Consider the following 17,150-nt stretch of genomic DNA (forward strand, 5'->3'; position numbering starts at 1 on the left):
CTCCTCATGCCGCCTGGCCGGCCGCTTGTTGTGTACCCGCTTGCGCGGACCTGATCGCCATCCACACGCGTTCCGGCGAGGCCGGCATGTCCAGATGGGTGACGCCGAGCGGAGAGAGCGCGTCGATCACCGCGTTGATGACCGCCGGCGGCGAACCGATCGCGCCCGCTTCGCCGCAGCCCTTCGCGCCGAGCGGATTGTGGGTGCAGGGCGTGACGCGGTTGCCCACCCGGAAGGAGGGCAGGTCACCGGCGCGCGGCATCGCGTAATCCATGTAGCTGCCGGTGAGCAGCTGTCCGCTCTCGCGGTCGTACACGCAATTCTCCAGCAGCGCCTGGCCGATGCCCTGCGCCAGTCCGCCATGCACCTGGCCCTCGACGATCATCGGATTGATCACCTTGCCGAAGTCGTCGACGGCCGTCATCGCCACCACCTCGACCACGCCGGTGTCGGGATCGACTTCCACCTCGCAGATATGCGCGCCCGCCGGGTAGGTGAAATTCGTCGGATCGTAGAAAGCGGTCTCGTTCAGGCCCGGCTCCAGCTTGTCGAGCGGATAGTTGTGCGGCACATAGGCGGCCAGCGCCACCTGGGCGAAGGGGATGCTGCGATCGGTGCCCGCGATGCTGAACTTGCCGTCGCTGAACTCGATGTCGGCCGCCGAAGCCTCCAGCAGGTGGGCGGCGATCTGCTTGCCCTTGGCCTCGATCTTGTCGAGCGCCTTGATGATCGCCGACCCGCCCACCGCGAGCGAGCGCGAGCCGTAGGTGCCCATGCCGAACGGCACCCGCCCGGTATCGCCATGCACGATGTCCACCTGGTCGAAGGGTATGCCGAGCCGGCTCGAGACGATCTGCGCGAAAGTGGTCTCGTGTCCCTGGCCGTGGCTGTGGGAGCCGGTGAACACCGTCACGCTGCCGGTGGGATGGACGCGGATCTCGCCGACTTCATACAAGCCGGCGCGCGCCCCGAGCGAACCGGCGATGTTGGATGGCGCCAGGCCGCAGGCTTCGATGTAGGTGGAGTAGCCGAGTCCGCGCAGTTTGCCGCGCTGCTTCGCTTCCTCGCGCCGGGCCGGAAAGCCGGCGACGTCCGCCATCTCCATCGCCCCGTCGAGGCAGGCGTGGAAGTCGCCGATGTCGTACTGCAGCGCGACCGGGGTCTGGTAGGGAAAGCTGGTGATGAAGTTGCGGCGCCGCAGTTCGGCGTCGTCGATCTTCATCTCGCGCGCCACCGCCGACACCAGGCGCTCCACCACGTAGGCCGCTTCCGGCCTGCCCGCGCCGCGGTAGGCATCCACCGGCGTGGTGTTGGTGAAGACGCCGTCCACCTCGGCGTAAATATGCGGCGTGCTGTACTGGCCGGCGAGCAGCGTGGCGTACAGGATGGTCGGAATGGAGGTGGCGAAGGTCGACAGGTAGGCGCCGAGATTGGCCACCGTGTGCACGCGCATCGCGAGGAACTTGCCGTTCTCGTCGACCGCCATTTCGGCCACCGTCGCATGGTCGCGGCCATGCGCATCCGACAGGAAGGATTCGGAGCGTTCCGCCGTCCACTTCACCGGACGGTTGATCTTCTTCGAGGCCCAGGCCAGCGCCACGTCCTCCGCATACAGGAAGATCTTCGAACCGAAGCCGCCGCCGACGTCGGGTGCGACGACCCGCATCTTGTGTTCCGGCAGGCCGAGCACGAAGGCGGTGAGCAGCAGTCTTTCCACGTGCGGGTTCTGGTTGGCGACGTAGAGCGTGTAGCTGTCGTCGGCGCGGCTGTAGTGCGCGAGCGCTGCGCGCGGCTCGATCGCGTTCGGCACCAGCCGGTTGTTCGTGAGTTCGATGCGCGTCACATGGTGGGCGCCGGCGAAGGCCTGCTCCACCGCCGCCTTGTCGCCGATCGACCAGGTATAGCATTTGTTGTCCGGCGCCGCGTCGTGCAGCAGGGGCGCGCCGGGCTTGAGCGCGTCGCGCGCGTCGACCACCGCCGGCAGGGGTTCATAATCGACCTGGACCATTTCCGCTGCGTCCCGCGCATGCAGGTAGGTGTCGGCGATCACCAGCGCCACCTGGTCGCCGACGTGGCGCACCTTGCCCTGCGCCAGCGCGGGGTGGGCCGGCTCCTTCATCGGTTCGCCATTGACGTCGGTGATCAGCCAGCCGCAGGGGACGCCGCCGACCTTGTCCGCCGCCAGGTCCTCGCCGGTCAGTACCGCCACCACGCCGGGGGCGGCCATCGCCGCGCTCTTGTCGATGGCGCGGATCGTCGCATGCGGGTAGGGCGAGCGCAGGAAATACGCATACGTCTGGCCGGGCACCTGCACGTCGTCGGTGTACCTGCCGCTGCCGGTGATGAAACGATAGTCTTCCTTGCGCAGCACCGAGGCGCCGATGCCGGTATCGCGTTCCGAGGGTGCGTTCATGTCAGGCTCCCTGCATGTTGGCGGCGCCCACCTGCACCGCCTTGACGATGTTGTGATAGCCGGTGCAGCGGCACATGTTGCCCTTGAGCTGTTCCCGCACCTCATGCTCGGACGCATTCGGATGCCGCCTGACCAGATCCAGCGCGCACATGATCATGCCCGGCGTGCAAAAGCCGCACTGCAGTCCGTGGCACTCCTTGAACGCCGCCTGCATCGGATGCAGCGAGCCGTCGGCGCCGGCGATGCCCTCGATTGTGGTCACCTCCGCGCCCTGGAACTGCGCCGCCAGCGCGGAGCAGGACTTGACCGCGTTGCCGTTGACGATCACGGTGCAGGCGCCGCACTGGCTGGTGTCGCAGCCGACGTGGGTGCCGGTCAGGGAGAGGTTTTCACGGAGGAACTGGACCAGCAGCGTGCGCGGATCGATCTCCGCGCTTGCCTGCCTGCCGTTGACGGTCATGGATACCTGGATTGCCATGCGATTACTCCTCTAACGAGTTGCCGGTTGATCAGGCGGGAGCAGTAGCCGCGGGGGCAGAGATGGGAAACCGGGATGCGAGGCCGTGCCGCCGCATCGTCGTCAAGCGTGTCTCCGATATTTGTCCCGATAACCGGCCGCTCGCCATGTCATCGATTCTTTTATTCGCGGTCGGCCGGATGGGCTGGCAGCGCCGAACCAGCGTACTTCCGCCGGGCCGGCTATCTTTGCGGAACCTCAAAGGACCGCGCCGGCGGCGGAATCAGAATCGTCGCAGGCGCGCCGCCTCCGGTCGCGCCGGCCTTCCAACCCCGGGAGCAAGCCGCCATGGACAGCATCGACCTCGAAGTCCTCAAGCATTGCGAACAATGGCTGGCCGAAGGCCGCCGCTGCGAACTGGTGACGGTGGTCAGGACCTGGGGCTCGAGTCCGCGGCCGGCGGGCGCGATGCTCGCGATCCGCGACGACGGCCGCGTGGTCGGGTCGGTTTCCGGCGGCTGCATCGAGGACGACCTCATCGAGCATGTGCGCACGCAGGGCATCACCCGCGAGCGCCCCGAACTGATCACCTATGGCATCACCGCCGACGAGGCGCACCGCTTCGGCCTGCCCTGCGGGGGCACGATACAGCTTGCGGTCGAGCCGCTGTCGGCCGCCAGCATGATCGCCGAACTGCTGCGCCGCCTCGCCGCACGCGAACTCGTGGCGCGCCGGCTCGACCTGCAGAGCGGCACCGTCACGCTCGGGCCCGCCGGTCCCGGCATGAGCCTGCAGGTATCGTCCGCCGCGCTCACCACGGTGCACGGGCCGCGCTGGCGGCTACTCATCATCGGCGCCGGGCAGCTGACGCGCTTTCTTGCGCAGATCGCCGTCGGCATGGACTATCACGTCACCGTCTGCGACCCGCGCGAGGAGTATCGCAGCGGCTGGCAGGTCGATGGCGTGGAACTGGTGCACGACATGCCCGACGATACCGTCATCGCCATGCGTCCCGATGCGCGCAGCGCGGTGCTGGCGCTGACCCACGATCCCAAGCTCGACGACCTGGCGCTGATGGAGGCGCTGAAATCCGACGCCTTTTATGTGGGCGCGATCGGTTCGCGCGCCAACAACGCGCGGCGGCGCGAGCGCCTCCGGCTGTTCGACCTGGACGATGCGCAGCTGGCCAGACTGCACGGACCGGTCGGCATCTACATCGGCAGCAAGACGCCGGCCGAGATCGCCATCTCGATCCTGGCCGAAATGACGGCCGCCAAGAACGGCGTGATGCTGCCGCCGGAAATCGCGGTGGCGAATGCCAAGAATGCCGCGCCCGCGACGGACTCTCATTCGGGCGCCTGCGGCACGCAATGAACGGCTCATGCGACGTCCTGGTCGTCGGCGCCGGCCCCACCGGGATGGTGCTGGCGCTGGCACTGCGCAGGTCCGGCGTCGACGTGCGGATCATCGACCAGGCCGAACACGCCGGCACCGCGTCGCGCGCGCTGGCGGTGCAGGCGCGCACGCTGGAGCTGTACGGCCAGCTCGGCCTGAGCGACGACGTGATCCGCCAGGGGCATAGGGCGGAGGGATTCAACCTCTGGAGCGACGGCCGGCACAAGGCAAGGTTTTCTCTCGCCGACATCGGCAAGGACCTGACCCCGTATTCCTTCCTGCTCATCTATCCGCAGGACAGGCATGAACGCCTGCTCGAATCGCGGCTGGCCGCGGCCGGGGTCGCCGTCGAGCGCGGCACGCAGCTCCTGGGCTACTCGGAGGAACCGGACGGGGTGCGGGCGCGGCTGCGCGCGGCGGACGGCAGGGAGCACGTGTGCGAGGCGCGCTACCTCGCCGGCTGCGACGGCGCGCGCTCCGCGGTGCGGCGGGAAATGGGCGTGGACTTCCCCGGCGGGACCTATGCCAGGGTTTTCTATGTGGCGGACGTCGAGGGGCATGGCCCGGCGATGAACGGCGAGATTCATGTCAATTTCGACGAGTCCGACTTCGTCGCGGTGTTCGGCATGTCAGGGACCGGACAGGCACGCCTGATCGGGACGGTGCGCGAGGAGAGCGAAGAGCGGGCGCGCGCGCTGCGGTTCGACGATGTCAGCCGGCGCGCCATCGGCAGCCTCGGCGTCGGCGTCGACCGGCTCAACTGGTTCTCCACCTATCGCGTGCATCACAGGGTCGCCGCGCATTTCCGCAAGGGCCGCGCCTTCCTCGCGGGCGACGCTGGCCATATCCACAGCCCCGCCGGCGGGCAGGGCATGAATACCGGCATCGGCGACGCGTTCAACCTCGGCTGGAAGCTTGCCGCCGTGCTCGCCGGACGCGCCGGGGACGCGCTGCTCGACAGTTATGAAGCCGAGCGCATCGGTTTCGCCAGAAGGCTCGTCGATACCACCGACCGGGTCTTCACGCTCGCCACCGCCGAGGGGCATGTCGCCGACGTGGTCCGCAGGCGCCTGGTGCCGAACCTGATGCCGCTGCTGTCGCATGTCGACGCCGCCCGCGAATTCCTGTTCCGGACCATCTCGCAGACCGTGCTGCATTACCGGAGCGGCCCGCTCGCCGAGGGTGTCGCCGGAAAGCTGCACGGCGGCGACCGCATGCCCTGGGCACCGTCGCCGCAGGGGGACAATTTCGAGCCATTGAAGCAGCCGGTGTGGCAGGTGCATGTGTACGGCGCCGCACCCGCCGCGCTGTCGGAATGGTGCGCCTCGCGGCGGCTGCCGCTGCATGTGTTCCCGTGGCATCCGGTGCATGACGCGGCCGGCTTGCTGGAGAACGCAATGTATCTCGTCCGGCCGGACGCCTATATCGCGCTTGCCGCCAGGGAGGCGGACCCGGCCGGGCTGGCGCGCTTTTTCGCCGTTCGCGCCCTGTCGACCGGCTGACATCGCCGGCATTGCATAACAGAACCACCCCGCTGTCGCGTTTTGCCGACTCCCAGGAATATGGGATGGCGCGCCGCCGCCACAGGAATACACTGCGATCTTCGCGCGGGCTGCAAGCAGGCTGCGCGCTCGCCGGACCGTACCGGCAGGGGGGAGATCTTGAACAAGTGCGAATCCTGCATCCACCGCGCGGGGCCGGATGCCGAGCAATGCCTGCAATGCCGGGAGTCCGCCCCCAGCGGTGCCAATGCTGCGCTGGCGGTGGTGCTGGCGCTGCTGTTCATCATGGCGATCGTCGCCGCGATCGAGGTCGCCCGTTTCGGCCGCGCCGATGCCGGCATGTTCACCCTGCTGTTTTCCAGCCGCGAGGAGAGCGCCGGGCCGAAGCCCAGGACGCAGGCGCCGGCGCCCCAGGCCCGGCTGGTCGCGAGCGACACGCGCTGAGCCCCCGGCGGTCCCGGCTCCCCGTTGCGCGAGCATCCGGCCCTCGCGCGGCGGACGCTGCTAAACTAGCAGGCCTTTCCGAGCCATAACAGTCGCGCGCCAGCTCCCGATCCGGTGGAAGCCCGGCGGCGCGACACATAACCAGACCGCTCACATGCCGAACACGGATAAAGCCGACCGCTACGCCCATTCCTACATCTTCGGGGTTGCCCTGCTGGTGTTCCTCGTCGATTCGCTCACGCCGCTCGGCTATGCGGAATGGGTGTTCTACATCCTGCCCGTGGCGCTGTGCGTCTTCGCCCGCCAGCCGCAGCTGCCGGTGGTCGTCGGCCTGGTGCTGATGCCCCTGCTGGTGATCGGCTATCTGCTGTCGCCCGAAGGAGCGAGCGAACAGGTGGCGCTGATCAACCGTTCTCTCGCGGTGTTCGTCGTGATCGCCGTCGCCTGGCTGTCGCGGCGGGTGATCCGGGAACGGCTGCAGGCCGAACACCTGATGTGGCTGGAAAAGGGGCGCGCCGAAGTCTCGCGCAACATGCTGGGCGAACCGACGGTGAGCGAAGTCTGCGAACGCATCCTGCATGCGCTCGCCCGCTACATGGATGCGCGCGTCGCCGTGATGTACCGGCTGGAAGGCCAGGAGCTGGTGCGCTGCGGCGGCTTCGCGCTGGACGCCGACGCGCGCGAGCGCATCCCGTGCGGTGCCGGGCTGGCCGGCGAAGTGGCGCGCGACGGCAAGCCGATGGTGGTCTCCAGCCTGCCGGCCGATTATCTCCGCATCCATTCCGCCACCGGCGGCACTCTGCCGACGCAGGTGATGATCGTGCCGTTCACGGCGGGCGGCGCGCCGGCGGGGGTGATGGAGTTCGGTTTCACCCAGCACGGGTCGCTGGAGACCGAGCTGGAACTGCTGGCGATGGTGAGCGACAAGATCGGCAGCGCGCTGCGCTCGGCGCAGTACCGCGAAAACCTGAAGGCGCTGCTGGCCCAGACCCAGCGCCAGGGCGAAGAGCTGCAGGCCCAGCAGGAGGAACTGCGCGTCACGAATGAAGAACTCAGCGAGCAGGCGAGCGCGCTGCAGGCCTCGCAGGCCCAGCTGGAGCTGCAGCACAGCGAGCTGGAACAGGCCAATGTACAACTGGAAGAGCGCAACCAGCTGCTGGAACAGCAGAAGCGCGAACTCGGCCAGGCGCAGCGCGAACTGCAGCGGAACGCCGCCGAACTGGAGCGGATCAGCCGCTACAAGTCCGAGTTCCTCGCCAACATGTCGCATGAGCTGCGCACGCCGCTCAACAGCTCGCTCATCCTTTCCCACCTGCTGGCGGAGAACCGCGACGGCACGCTGACCGAGGAACAGGTCGGCTACGCGCGCACCATCCATGCCTCCAACAGCGACCTGCTGGCGCTCATCAACGACATCCTGGACCTGTCCAAGATCGAAGCCGGCCAGATGACGATGCACAACGAACCGGTGCTCGTTGCCGGCCTGCTCGACGCCTTGCGCCAGGTATTCGAACCGGTGGCGGCGCAGAAGGGCCTCGCACTGGCATTCGTGCAGCGTCCCGGCGCGCCCCAGAGCCTGGTGACCGACAGCCAGCGGCTGCAGCAGGTACTGCGCAACCTGGTGTCGAACGCCTGCAAGTTCACGCAGAAGGGCAGGGTCGAGATCGAAGTCGGCCCCGGCGACGGCGACAGGGTGCGCTTCACGGTGCACGACACCGGCATCGGCATCGCCCAGGAACAGCTGGAAGCCATCTTCGAAGCCTTCCGCCAGGCCGACGGCAGCACCAGCCGCGCATACGGCGGCACCGGGCTGGGACTGTCGATCTCGCGCGAACTCGCGCGCCTGCTCGGCGGCGACATCTCCGTGCGCAGCATACCGGGCGAAGGCAGCAGCTTCAGCGTGGAGATCCCGCTGCAGCCGCCGGCATCCGCCGCGCCGCCTGCCGCCGCGGCGCCCGTGCCCGCGCCCGAACCGAGGCCCGCGCCCGGGCCGGCGAAGAGCGCCACGAAGATGGCGCCGCCGGTCCTCGTCGCCGCCATACCCGACGACCGCGCGCGCCGCGAGCGCGAACGCCTGATCCTGGTCATCGAGGACGATCCGCATTTCGCCGGCATCCTCTACCGGATGGCGCACGAGATGAACTTCGACTGCATTCACGCCCCGACCGGGGAAGAGGCGATACGCCTGGCCGAGCAGCACGCGCCCGACGGCATCCTGCTCGACATCGGCCTGCCCGACCAGTCCGGCCTGTCGGTGCTGGAGCGCATCAAGCGCAATCCCGCCACCCGTCATCTGCCGGTCCATGTGATCTCGGTCGACGACTACATGCAGAGCGCGTATGAACTCGGCGCGGTCGGCTACGCGCTCAAGCCGGTCGCGCGCGAGGAACTGGTGGCGGCGATCGCGCGGCTGGAGACGGTTTCCAGGAGCAAGGCACGCCGCGTGCTGATCACCGAAGACAACGCCGTGCTGCGCGAGAGCATCGCCAGGATGCTGGCGGCCGAGGACATCGAGATCGCCAGCGCCGGCAGCGTGGCCGAGGCGCTCGAGAAGCTGTCGGCCAATACCTACGACTGCATGGTGATGGATCTGATGCTGCCCGACGGCTCGGGCTACGAGCTGCTGGAAAAGATCTCGCAGAACGGCAAGTACTCCTTCCCGCCGGTGATCGTCTATACCGGGCGCGAGCTCGGCCGCGACGAAGAACAGCGGCTGCGCCGCTATTCGCGCTCCATCATCATCAAGGGCGCGCGCTCGCCGGAGCGGCTGCTCGATGAAGTGTCACTGTTCCTGCACCGGGTGGAAGCCGACCTGCCGCCGGAGCAGCGCAAGCTGCTGATGCAGGCGCGCCAGCGCGACAGCGTGTTCGAGGGCCGCCGCATCCTGCTGGCCGAGGATGATGTGCGCAATGTGTTCGCGCTCGCTTCCGTGTTCGAGCCGCTCGGCGCCGAACTGGTGGTCGCGCGCAACGGCAGGGAGGCGCTCGAGCGGCTCAACGCGGAGCAGGACATCGACCTGGTGCTGATGGACCTGATGATGCCCGAGATGGATGGCCTGACGGCGATCCGCGAGCTGCGCGCGCAGCCGCGCTTCAAACGCCTGCCGGTCATCGCCCTGACCGCCAAGGCCATGGCGGATGACCGCCGCGACTGCCTGGCCGCCGGCGCGAGCGACTACATCGCCAAGCCCATCGTGGTCGAACAGCTGGTCTCGCTGTGCCGCGTCTGGCTGCCCAAGTAGACCCGTCATGGACGCCGACTTCGACATCGAACTCAAGCTCCTGCTGGAAGGGGTCTACCTCAAGTACCAGCATGACTTCCGCCACTACGCGGTGGCGTCGCTGCGCCGGCGCATGCGGCAGGCGATGACGCATTTCCATTGCAATACGCTGTCGCAGCTGCAGGACCGGGTGCTGCACGAGCCGCAGGTGTTCGCCGAGATGCTGCGGTTCTTCACGGTGCAGGTGAGCGAGATGTTCCGCGACCCGGCCTACTTCAGGGCCCTGCGCGAGCACGTGGTGCCCATGCTGCGCACCTATCCCTCGCCCAAGATCTGGGTGGCCGGCTGCAGCAGGGGGGAGGAAGTCTGGTCGCTGGCCATACTGCTGGAAGAGGAGGGGCTGCTCGAGCGCACCATCATCTATGCGACAGACATCAACCCGGACGCCCTGCGCACCGCCGAAGCCGGCATCTTCGAACTCGACCAGATGGCCGGCTACACGCTCAACTACCAGCAGGCGGGCGGAACGCGTTCGCTGTCGGACTATTACAGCGCGGCCTACGGCAGCGCGATCTTCCGCCAGTCGCTCAAGTCGCAGATCGTCTTCGCCGACCACAGCCTGGCGACCGACAGCGTGTTTTCGGAGATGCACCTGATCTCCTGCCGCAACGTGCTGATCTATTTCGACCGCGAACTGCAGGACCGCGCGGTCAAGCTGTTCTACGAGTCGCTGGTGCATCGCGGCTTCCTCGGCATCGGGCCCAAGGAAAGCCTGCGCTTTTCCCCGTACGCGCGCGCCTTCCTGGAAGTCGTGCCCGGCCAGCGCATCTATCAGAGGACATGAACATGGGCATCGCCGACAACACGTCGCGCGCCGCGGGTTTCGAGGCGGTGCTCGTCGGCGCCTCGGCCGGCGGGGTCGAGGCGCTGGGCACGCTGCTGGAAGCCTTGCCGCCCTCGTTCCCCGCCGCGGTGCTCGTCGTGCAGCACCTGCCGCCGGACCGCGGCACCGTGCTGCCCGCGCTGCTGGCGCGCCGCTGCGCGCGGCCGGTGAAGGAAGCCGAGGACAAGGAGCCGGTGCAGGCCGGCACCGTCTATCTCGCGCCGCCCGACTATCACCTGCTGGTGGAGCCGGACCGGACACTGTCGCTCTCGCGCGATGAAGCGGTGCATTACTCGCGACCCGCCATCGATCCGCTGTTCGAGTCGGCCGCCATGGTCTGGGGCGAACGCCTGCTCGGCATCATCCTGACCGGCGCCAGCAGCGACGGCGCCGAGGGCCTGCGGCAGCTGCGCGCCTGCGGCGGCACCGCCTGGGTGCAGGATCCGGACGAGGCGGCGGCCCACGTCATGCCGGCCGCCGCGCTGGCGCTCGCCGGCGCCGACGATGTACTCTCGCTGCAGCAGATCGCGGCCCGACTTTCAACCATGAAGCAAGCCTGAGGGCACCTATGAGCAGTATCAACGTCCTGGTCGTCGATGACTTCCCGCAGAACCTGGTGGCGGCGGAAGCCATGCTGGCCCGCCCCGGGCTCACCGTTCTCAAGGCCGCTTCCGGTGTCGAGGCGCTCGAGCTGCTGCTCACGCATGAAGTCGCGCTCGCGCTGATCGATGTGCAGATGCCGGAAATGGACGGCTTCGCGCTGGCCGAACTCATACGCGGCAACAAGCGTACCGCCGGCATCCCGCTGATCTTCATGACGGCCGCCGCCGCCGAGGGCGCCCGCACTTTCCGAGGCTACCAGGCGGGCGCGGTGGATTTCCTGAACAAGCCGGTCGATCCCGAGGTGCTGCGCGGGAAGGTCGAGGTATTCGTCCAGCTGCAGGCGCAGAAAGAGCAGATACGCCTGCAGGTCGAGGAACTGCGGCATGCGCTGAAGATGAACGAGATGTTCATCGCCGTGCTCGGCCATGACCTGCGCACGCCGCTGTCGGCGGTGCTGCACGGCGCCGAGCTGCTGATGCATACCGCGCCGGACGAGCGCGCCGCGATCACGGCGCGGCGCATCCGCGACAGCGGCGAACGCATGGAAAAAATGGTGCGGCAGTTGCTCGACGTGGCGCAGCTGCGCGCCGGCACGCTGCTCCTGAACCCGGGCCGCGCCAGCTACCGCAACGTCTGCGACCGCATCGTGCAGGAGATCGAGCACGTCGCCTCGGCCTCGCGGGTGAAGGTGACGTGCCGCGGCGAGCTGGAGGGCGAGTTCGACGTCGACCGCATGTCGCAGGTGATCTCCAACCTGATCGCGAATGCATTGCAGCATGGCGAAGGCGACAGCCCGATCACCGTGGACCTCGACGGCAGCGAAGACGACCGCATCAGGATCCGCGTGCACAACCAGGGCCGGATTCCCGAGGCGCTGCTGCCGAACCTGTTCCGCCCCTTCCACGCCGACGGCAAGTCGCGCACCGCCGGCGCCGGCCTCGGCCTCGGCCTCTACATCGTCAAGCGCTTCGTCGAGGCGCACCGGGGGCACGTCGACGTGACGTCGGACGAGCGCGAGGGCACGCGCTTCGACATCGAACTGCCGCGCCGGGTGCCGCGCGAATCGCTCGGCGACCTGGACTAGGGGCCGCCGCCGCCTGTGGCGGCAAATGTTTCTATTCGCAACATTTATCGTTTTCTTTTCCCGACTTCTCTATATTGCCTTTCGGCAACTATTGGCGGTTTTCCGCGCCGGTGCCCCGGCCCCCGCCCCAGAAGAGGAGAAGAGAATGAACAGGCAAAAGACCCCTATCGCGCTCGCCGGCTTCACCGCCGCCGTATTGCTTGCCGCCTGCGGCGGCGGCGGTGGCGGAGGAAGCACCGATTCAACCGCCGGTACCCTGAAGGTGTCGCTCACCGACGCGCCGGCCTGCGGCTTCGACAACGTCTTCGTCACCGTCAGCAAAGTGCGCGTCCACAAGAGCGACGACGCGGCCGAGACGGACGGCGGCTGGTCCGAGATCGTGCTCGCGACGCCGCGCAAGATCGACCTGCTCAGCCTGGTCAACGGCAAGCTCGACGATCTCGGCCAGACCACGCTGCCGGTCGGCACCTACAATCAGATGCGTCTCGTACTGGTGCCGAATACCGGCGGCACGATGGCCAACTCGGTCGTTCCGAACAAAGGCACCGAGCAGCCGCTCGACACGCCCAGCGGCGTGCAGAGCGGAATCAAGCTCAACGGCACTTTCGAGGTGAAGGAAGGCGCGACCACCGAGATCGCGCTCGATTTCGACGCCTGCAAGTCGATCGTCAGCCGCGGCAACGGCAGCTTTGGTCTCAAGCCCGTGATCCGCATGATTCCGGTCGCGGTCAGCGGCGCGATCAACGGCTATGTGGACAAGACCGTGGTGGGCGCCGTCGTCAGCGCCCAGGCCAATGGCGTCGTCCTGCGCAGCACGGTGCCGGACGCGAACGGCTACTTCTCGCTGGCGCCGCTGGAGGCGGGCAGCTATGCGGTGGTGATCACCGGCGGCTCCCGCTCGACCGAAGTCGTTGGCGCGGTGCCGGTTACCGCGAGCGGCGCGACGGCGCTCAGCACGAGCGCGCAGCCGCTGCTGACCACTGTCTCCACCTTCGGCATGGTGAAGGGCAGCCTGCTGCCGGCCCAGGCCGAAGCGACCGCGAGCGCCTACCAGGCACTCAGCGGCGGTCCGACGGTGGAAGTCGCGTACCGCGCGGCCGACAGCGAAGGCCGGTACGAACTCTCGCTGCCGCTGGCGGCGCCCCGCTACGGCCAGTACAGCGCCACGCTGCCGATTTCCTTCACCACCCAGGGGCCGCTGGCCGGGAAGTATGCGGTCAGGGCGACGGCCGCCGGCTACCAGTCCCAGACGATCGATATCGACCTCGGCGCGATCGACCTGACGCGCGACATAACGCTGGTCAGGTAAGCCTGCCCGCCCGCGAACAACCCGCGATGCACCCCGCATCGCGGGTTTTTTTTCGTGAGCGGCGCGTCGCACGCATGATGCCGACACCGCACGCGGCATGATGGGGTGATCCGCCGGCCGGGCCTGGCCGGCGTGTTCATGCAACGGAACCGGCCGGCCGCCGGCGGCGACCCACGTGCCACGTTCAACCGTCAATCACGATGCCAGTCACTCGCATTCAAGCGTCATGCGTTCCTTGTCTTTCCTGTCACGCCCGCAGCAAGGGCCAGTGCATCCGTCTCACGCATCCGGCCAGGCGCCGGAACCGCCCGCCGCGGATGCGCCGGCGGATACCCCCGCACGCGCACCCTGCGGCGGCCGCGTGCACGTGCCGCACGTCGCGCGCCGCTTGCGGGACCTGGTGCGCGGCGACGGGATGCGGCAACTCCGCACGGCGGTCAAGCACGGAGACGTGAAGGCAGTGGAAAAGCTGCTGGGCAAGGGTCTCCATCCGCTCGCCACGTTCGCCGATGGCCGCACCCCGCTGCAGCTGGCCGTCGAGCGCGGACAATTCGGGGTGTTTTCGGCACTCCTCGACCATGCCGGGTTCGATGTGAATGCGCGGCCAGGCAACCAGCTCGAGTACTGGCTGGAGCGCAAGCAAGGCAAGGCGGTCGAGGTTCTGCTGGCGCATCCGAGGGTGGACCCGAACTGGCGGGATGAGAACGGCGACACGCTGCTGCACAGGGCGGCGCGCGAAGGCAGACTCGGATGGGTGCAGGCGCTGGCATGGACGGAAGCGCCGGCCGGTCCGGACCAGGAGGGCGCCGCCGCGTCGCAGCAGGCCGCGCAGAAAAAGCGGGCCGACCCCGCGATCCTGAACGACGCCGGCCTGAGCCCGCTGCATCTCGCCGCACGGCTCGACCATCGCATCCTGCTGCACCTGCTGGAGGCGGGCGCCGACGGCAACCTGCCCGACAGCCAGGGCAGGACACCCCTGCATCACGCGATGGCCCACGCGCGCGAGGAGGTACTGGTCGAGACGGTGACCCGTCTCCTGCAGGCCGGCGCGGATCCGACGGCCCGGGATAACGAGGGCAAGACGCCGCTGCGTATCCTGTACGAACGCGGCGGCACCGCTCCATCCGAGGCGCTGCGGCGCGCTCGCGCCATCGCTCGTCCGCCTGCGGACGAGCAGGCCATCGCGCCGGCGCTCGCGCTTCCCACCGAGCTGCAGAACGCGGTGGCGGCCATGCTCGACCCGGATTCCCGCGACAGCTTCAGCCTGGTCAACACCTCGGCACATCTGTCGGTGCGGGCGAGCCGTCAGCCGCATCTGATCATCAGGTCGCCTGGCGATCTGGAGGACGCCGCGCGGCATTATCAGGGTCGAATCATCCGCAGGATCCGCATCGGCGGATTGCCCGCGCCACCATTCACCACCGGCGACCTGAAAGCACTGGAGCGATTCCCTGGCCTGGAAGAGGTCTCCCTGCGCGCGCATACGTGGCTGACCGGCGAGGACATCGCGAGTCTGCCGAGGACGCTCAGGCGGCTCGACCTGGGCAACTGCACGCATCTGACCGATGAAGACCTGGCGCATCTGCCGCCCGGGCTGGAGGCGCTTTCCCTGGAGCGATGCAGTGGCATCACCGATCGCGGCATCAGGCATCTGCCGCGCACGCTGAAGCGCCTGAACCTCGATGGCTGCGCTGCGCTCACGGACGAATGCATGGCGGCGCTGCCGCCGGAGGTGGAGGAAATCGATTTCAGCAATTGCCAGCGGATCGTCGGCCGCCGCCTCGACGGTATCCCGAGAACCGTGAGGACCTTGAGTTTTCGAAACTGTGACGATCTGTCAGGCACCCGGCTCGGTGCGCTGCCCGACGCGCTGAGGGAGCTGGATCTCGGAATGTGCCACAGCCTTGCCGACGACGCGATAGCGACAATCCCGCGCGGCGTCAGGAAACTCGACCTTACCGCCTGTATCCAGCTCACCGATGCGTGCGCCGCCGGCTTCCCCCCCGATCTGGCGGAACTCAACCTCGATCTGTGCCACGGGCTCACCGACGACGCGGTCGGGTACTTCCCCCGCAGCCTCAGGAAGCTCAGCCTGCACGCATGGGATAAGCTGACCGACGCCGGCATCGCGCGGCTGCCGCCGAACCTGAAAGAAGCAGATTTCCAGGGCTGCTGCGGACTGACGAGTGCGTGCATCGGCCAGCTTCCGCCCGCACTGGAGGCGGTCTCCTTCGAACTCTGCCTCGGAATAGAGGAAGCGGCGCTTGCCGCGCCGAGAGCAAGAGGCATCCGTGTCAGGTTTGAGACCCGATGAACGCGGAACGGCAGCTCAGGTCCGGCGCGTTGCCCTCAAAGCTGCGCGGCGACGCTGGCGAATGCCGGGTCGTCGCGCTGGTATCCCGGACGCGGTCCGGGAAAGGTGTCGTCGAGCACGGCGATCGACAGCACCTCGAACAGGCGCAAGCGCTGCCAGCTCCCGCTGTCCGGCTCATGGCACAGCAGGATGTCGTCGCCGAGGCGGTCGACCCCGCAGGCATGCGGCTCGACCACCCGGGAGCGGCCGTAATAGCGCAGTTTCAGGACACGCCTGCTGCGGACGGCTTCGATGACGCGCTGATCCATGCTTCCCTTGGCGACGGCTGGAGAAGCTTTCACTTTATTGGCGGCATTGCGGGATTGAAATCCCATATTCATGGGAGGCGTGGCGTTGTATGTCCGCCGCACATTCGGCGCCCGACAAGCACCGCAGCGGGAGCAGTTAAGCGATCTCAAACCCGGCGCCCCGGCCGGACCATAGATTAGTGGCACATTCACCGGGGAGCACAGCAATGAACATCATCGAGACACTCAAGCGCCTCATGCCGGCCCTGGGACTCATGGCCTTGTGCAGCGCGGCCATCCTGTATCTGCCGCAGCTGAATCGCGACGCCGGCAGCCCGCCCGCCGCCGACAGCGTCACCCAGCAGAAGGCGCCGCCGGCGAATCCGGACCGCGGCGAGCAGGCGTAAAATGCGGCGGGAACCGAGTCTTCCTGCCCGCCGATGACACAAGCCCGATCCTCGTTCCGCAAGTCTCTGTTTGAGAAGTTTTCCGCGCTGCTCGCCAGGGTCGGCCGCGCGGAAAAGAGCACCTTGCTTGCCACCTGCGTGGCCACCTTTTCCCTGTACGGATTCGTCGAACTCGCCGACGACATGAGCGAGGGCGATACCCGCGACTTCGACCACGCGGTGCTGCTCGCCTTCCGCGAGCCGCACGACCTGTCCGATCCGATCGGTCCCCGCTGGTTCGAGGAAGTCATGCGCGACTTCACCGCGCTCGGCGGCCACGCGGTGCTGACCTCGATCGTGCTGGCCGTCGTCGGCTTCCTGCTGCTGACCCGCAAGCGCAAGTTCGCGCTGATGGTGGGGCTGTCGGTGGCTGCCGGCATGGGCCTGAGTTCGCTGCTCAAATACGTGTTTGCCCGGCCGCGGCCGGACCTCGTGGCGCACGCGACCGAGGTCTACACCCACAGTTTCCCCAGCGGCCACGCGATGCTGTCGGCGGTGGTTTATCTGACGCTGGGCGCGCTGCTCGCGCGCAGCCGCGCCGAGCCCCATGTGAAGATCTATCTGTTGTCGGTGGCGGGCCTGCTGACCGTGCTGGTCGGCGTCAGCCGCGTCTATCTCGGCGTGCACTGGCCGAGCGACGTGCTGGCGGGCTGGGCGATCGGGGCGGCGTGGGCGCTCGCGTGCTGGCTGGTGATGTTGTGGCTGCAGGCGCGCGGCAAGGTCGGGCAGCCGACCGCCGGCGTCAGCGACCCGGCCGAGGGCTGAACACGCCGGGCGCTGGCGGCCCGGGCGA

At 68.0% G+C, this 17,150-nt stretch carries 14 protein-coding genes; 11 read left to right on the plus strand and 3 right to left on the minus strand.

The window, feature by feature from the left end; all coding sequences use genetic code 11:
* Window positions 1-4: 4 nt before the first annotated feature.
* Together NCCP691_RS00590 and NCCP691_RS00595 are read right to left on the minus strand one after the other, a co-directional pair.
* Window positions 5-2,413, minus strand: coding sequence for a xanthine dehydrogenase family protein molybdopterin-binding subunit (locus NCCP691_RS00590; RefSeq protein WP_220806290.1), 2,409 nt, complete (start codon window positions 2,411-2,413; stop codon window positions 5-7).
* Between the two features lies 1 nt (window position 2,414).
* Window positions 2,415-2,885 carry a (2Fe-2S)-binding protein gene (locus tag NCCP691_RS00595; protein WP_274387217.1) on the minus strand — a complete coding sequence of 157 codons (471 nt, stop codon included), beginning with the start codon at window positions 2,883-2,885 and terminating at the stop codon, window positions 2,415-2,417.
* 333 nt (window positions 2,886-3,218) lie between these two features.
* On the opposite strand from NCCP691_RS00595, the gene NCCP691_RS00600 reads away from it, so the two are divergent.
* The 9 genes from NCCP691_RS00600 to NCCP691_RS00640 all read left to right on the plus strand — a co-directional run bounded on the left by NCCP691_RS00600 (window position 3,219) and on the right by NCCP691_RS00640 (window position 15,624).
* Window positions 3,219-4,244, plus strand: coding sequence for an XdhC family protein (locus tag NCCP691_RS00600; protein ID WP_220806292.1), 1,026 nt, complete (start codon window positions 3,219-3,221; stop codon window positions 4,242-4,244).
* Complete coding sequence (locus NCCP691_RS00605) at window positions 4,241-5,767, plus strand: FAD-dependent monooxygenase (RefSeq protein ID WP_220806293.1); 1,527 nt, start codon at window positions 4,241-4,243, stop codon at window positions 5,765-5,767. The genes NCCP691_RS00600 and NCCP691_RS00605 overlap by 4 nt, the downstream gene beginning before the upstream one ends.
* Window positions 5,768-5,926: 159 nt before the next feature.
* Window positions 5,927-6,211 carry a hypothetical protein gene (locus NCCP691_RS00610; protein WP_220806294.1) on the plus strand — a complete coding sequence of 95 codons (285 nt, stop codon included), beginning with the start codon at window positions 5,927-5,929 and terminating at the stop codon, window positions 6,209-6,211.
* A gap of 154 nt (window positions 6,212-6,365) precedes the next feature.
* Window positions 6,366-9,452, plus strand: a complete 3,087-nt coding sequence (locus NCCP691_RS00615; RefSeq protein WP_220806295.1) for a response regulator — start codon at window positions 6,366-6,368, stop codon at window positions 9,450-9,452.
* A 7-nt stretch (window positions 9,453-9,459) separates the two neighbouring features.
* Window positions 9,460-10,275 carry a CheR family methyltransferase gene (locus NCCP691_RS00620; RefSeq protein ID WP_220806296.1) on the plus strand — a complete coding sequence of 272 codons (816 nt, stop codon included), beginning with the start codon at window positions 9,460-9,462 and terminating at the stop codon, window positions 10,273-10,275.
* 2 nt (window positions 10,276-10,277) lie between these two features.
* On the plus strand, window positions 10,278-10,874 hold the full coding sequence (locus NCCP691_RS00625; protein WP_220806297.1) for a chemotaxis protein CheB: 597 nt from the start codon (window positions 10,278-10,280) through the stop codon (window positions 10,872-10,874).
* Window positions 10,875-10,882: 8 nt separating this feature from the next.
* On the plus strand, window positions 10,883-12,001 hold the full coding sequence (locus tag NCCP691_RS00630; protein WP_220806298.1) for a hybrid sensor histidine kinase/response regulator: 1,119 nt from the start codon (window positions 10,883-10,885) through the stop codon (window positions 11,999-12,001).
* A 145-nt stretch (window positions 12,002-12,146) separates the two neighbouring features.
* Window positions 12,147-13,310, plus strand: coding sequence for a DUF4382 domain-containing protein (locus NCCP691_RS00635; protein WP_220806299.1), 1,164 nt, complete (start codon window positions 12,147-12,149; stop codon window positions 13,308-13,310).
* A 367-nt stretch (window positions 13,311-13,677) separates the two neighbouring features.
* The gene (locus NCCP691_RS00640; protein ID WP_220806300.1) at window positions 13,678-15,624 is read left to right on the plus strand and encodes an ankyrin repeat domain-containing protein; all 1,947 of its coding nucleotides are present in this window, start codon (window positions 13,678-13,680) and stop codon (window positions 15,622-15,624) included.
* Window positions 15,625-15,659: 35 nt separating this feature from the next.
* On the opposite strand, the gene NCCP691_RS00645 is transcribed toward NCCP691_RS00640, so the two are convergent.
* Complete coding sequence (locus NCCP691_RS00645; protein WP_220806301.1) at window positions 15,660-15,932, minus strand: WYL domain-containing protein; 273 nt, start codon at window positions 15,930-15,932, stop codon at window positions 15,660-15,662.
* 206 nt (window positions 15,933-16,138) lie between these two features.
* Here NCCP691_RS00645 and NCCP691_RS00650 point away from each other — a divergent pair, with 206 nt between their 5' ends.
* Together NCCP691_RS00650 and NCCP691_RS00655 are read left to right on the plus strand one after the other, a co-directional pair.
* Window positions 16,139-16,318, plus strand: coding sequence for a hypothetical protein (locus NCCP691_RS00650; RefSeq protein WP_220806302.1), 180 nt, complete (start codon window positions 16,139-16,141; stop codon window positions 16,316-16,318).
* Window positions 16,319-16,351: 33 nt separating this feature from the next.
* The gene (locus tag NCCP691_RS00655; protein ID WP_220806303.1) at window positions 16,352-17,122 is read left to right on the plus strand and encodes a phosphatase PAP2 family protein; all 771 of its coding nucleotides are present in this window, start codon (window positions 16,352-16,354) and stop codon (window positions 17,120-17,122) included.
* The last annotated feature ends 28 nt before the right edge of the window (window positions 17,123-17,150 follow it).

It is taken from the genome of Noviherbaspirillum aridicola (assembly GCF_019656455.1).
GTDB lineage: Bacteria > Pseudomonadota > Gammaproteobacteria > Burkholderiales > Burkholderiaceae_D > Noviherbaspirillum > Noviherbaspirillum aridicola.

Bases quoted from the DNA above. Each gene is read 5' to 3' on its own strand.
- NCCP691_RS00590 (WP_220806290.1), bottom strand. From the start codon at position 2,413: ATGAACGCACCCTCGGAACGCGATACCGGCATCGGCGCCTCGGTGCTG.
- NCCP691_RS00600 (WP_220806292.1), top strand. From the start codon at position 3,219: ATGGACAGCATCGACCTCGAAGTCCTCAAGCATTGCGAACAATGGCTG.
- NCCP691_RS00605 (WP_220806293.1), top strand. From the start codon at position 4,241: ATGAACGGCTCATGCGACGTCCTGGTCGTCGGCGCCGGCCCCACCGGG.
- NCCP691_RS00615 (WP_220806295.1), top strand. From the start codon at position 6,366: ATGCCGAACACGGATAAAGCCGACCGCTACGCCCATTCCTACATCTTC.
- NCCP691_RS00620 (WP_220806296.1), top strand. From the start codon at position 9,460: ATGGACGCCGACTTCGACATCGAACTCAAGCTCCTGCTGGAAGGGGTC.
- NCCP691_RS00625 (WP_220806297.1), top strand. From the start codon at position 10,278: ATGGGCATCGCCGACAACACGTCGCGCGCCGCGGGTTTCGAGGCGGTG.
- NCCP691_RS00630 (WP_220806298.1), top strand. From the start codon at position 10,883: ATGAGCAGTATCAACGTCCTGGTCGTCGATGACTTCCCGCAGAACCTG.
- NCCP691_RS00635 (WP_220806299.1), top strand. From the start codon at position 12,147: ATGAACAGGCAAAAGACCCCTATCGCGCTCGCCGGCTTCACCGCCGCC.
- NCCP691_RS00645 (WP_220806301.1), bottom strand. From the start codon at position 15,932: ATGGATCAGCGCGTCATCGAAGCCGTCCGCAGCAGGCGTGTCCTGAAA.
- NCCP691_RS00650 (WP_220806302.1), top strand. From the start codon at position 16,139: ATGAACATCATCGAGACACTCAAGCGCCTCATGCCGGCCCTGGGACTC.
- NCCP691_RS00655 (WP_220806303.1), top strand. From the start codon at position 16,352: ATGACACAAGCCCGATCCTCGTTCCGCAAGTCTCTGTTTGAGAAGTTT.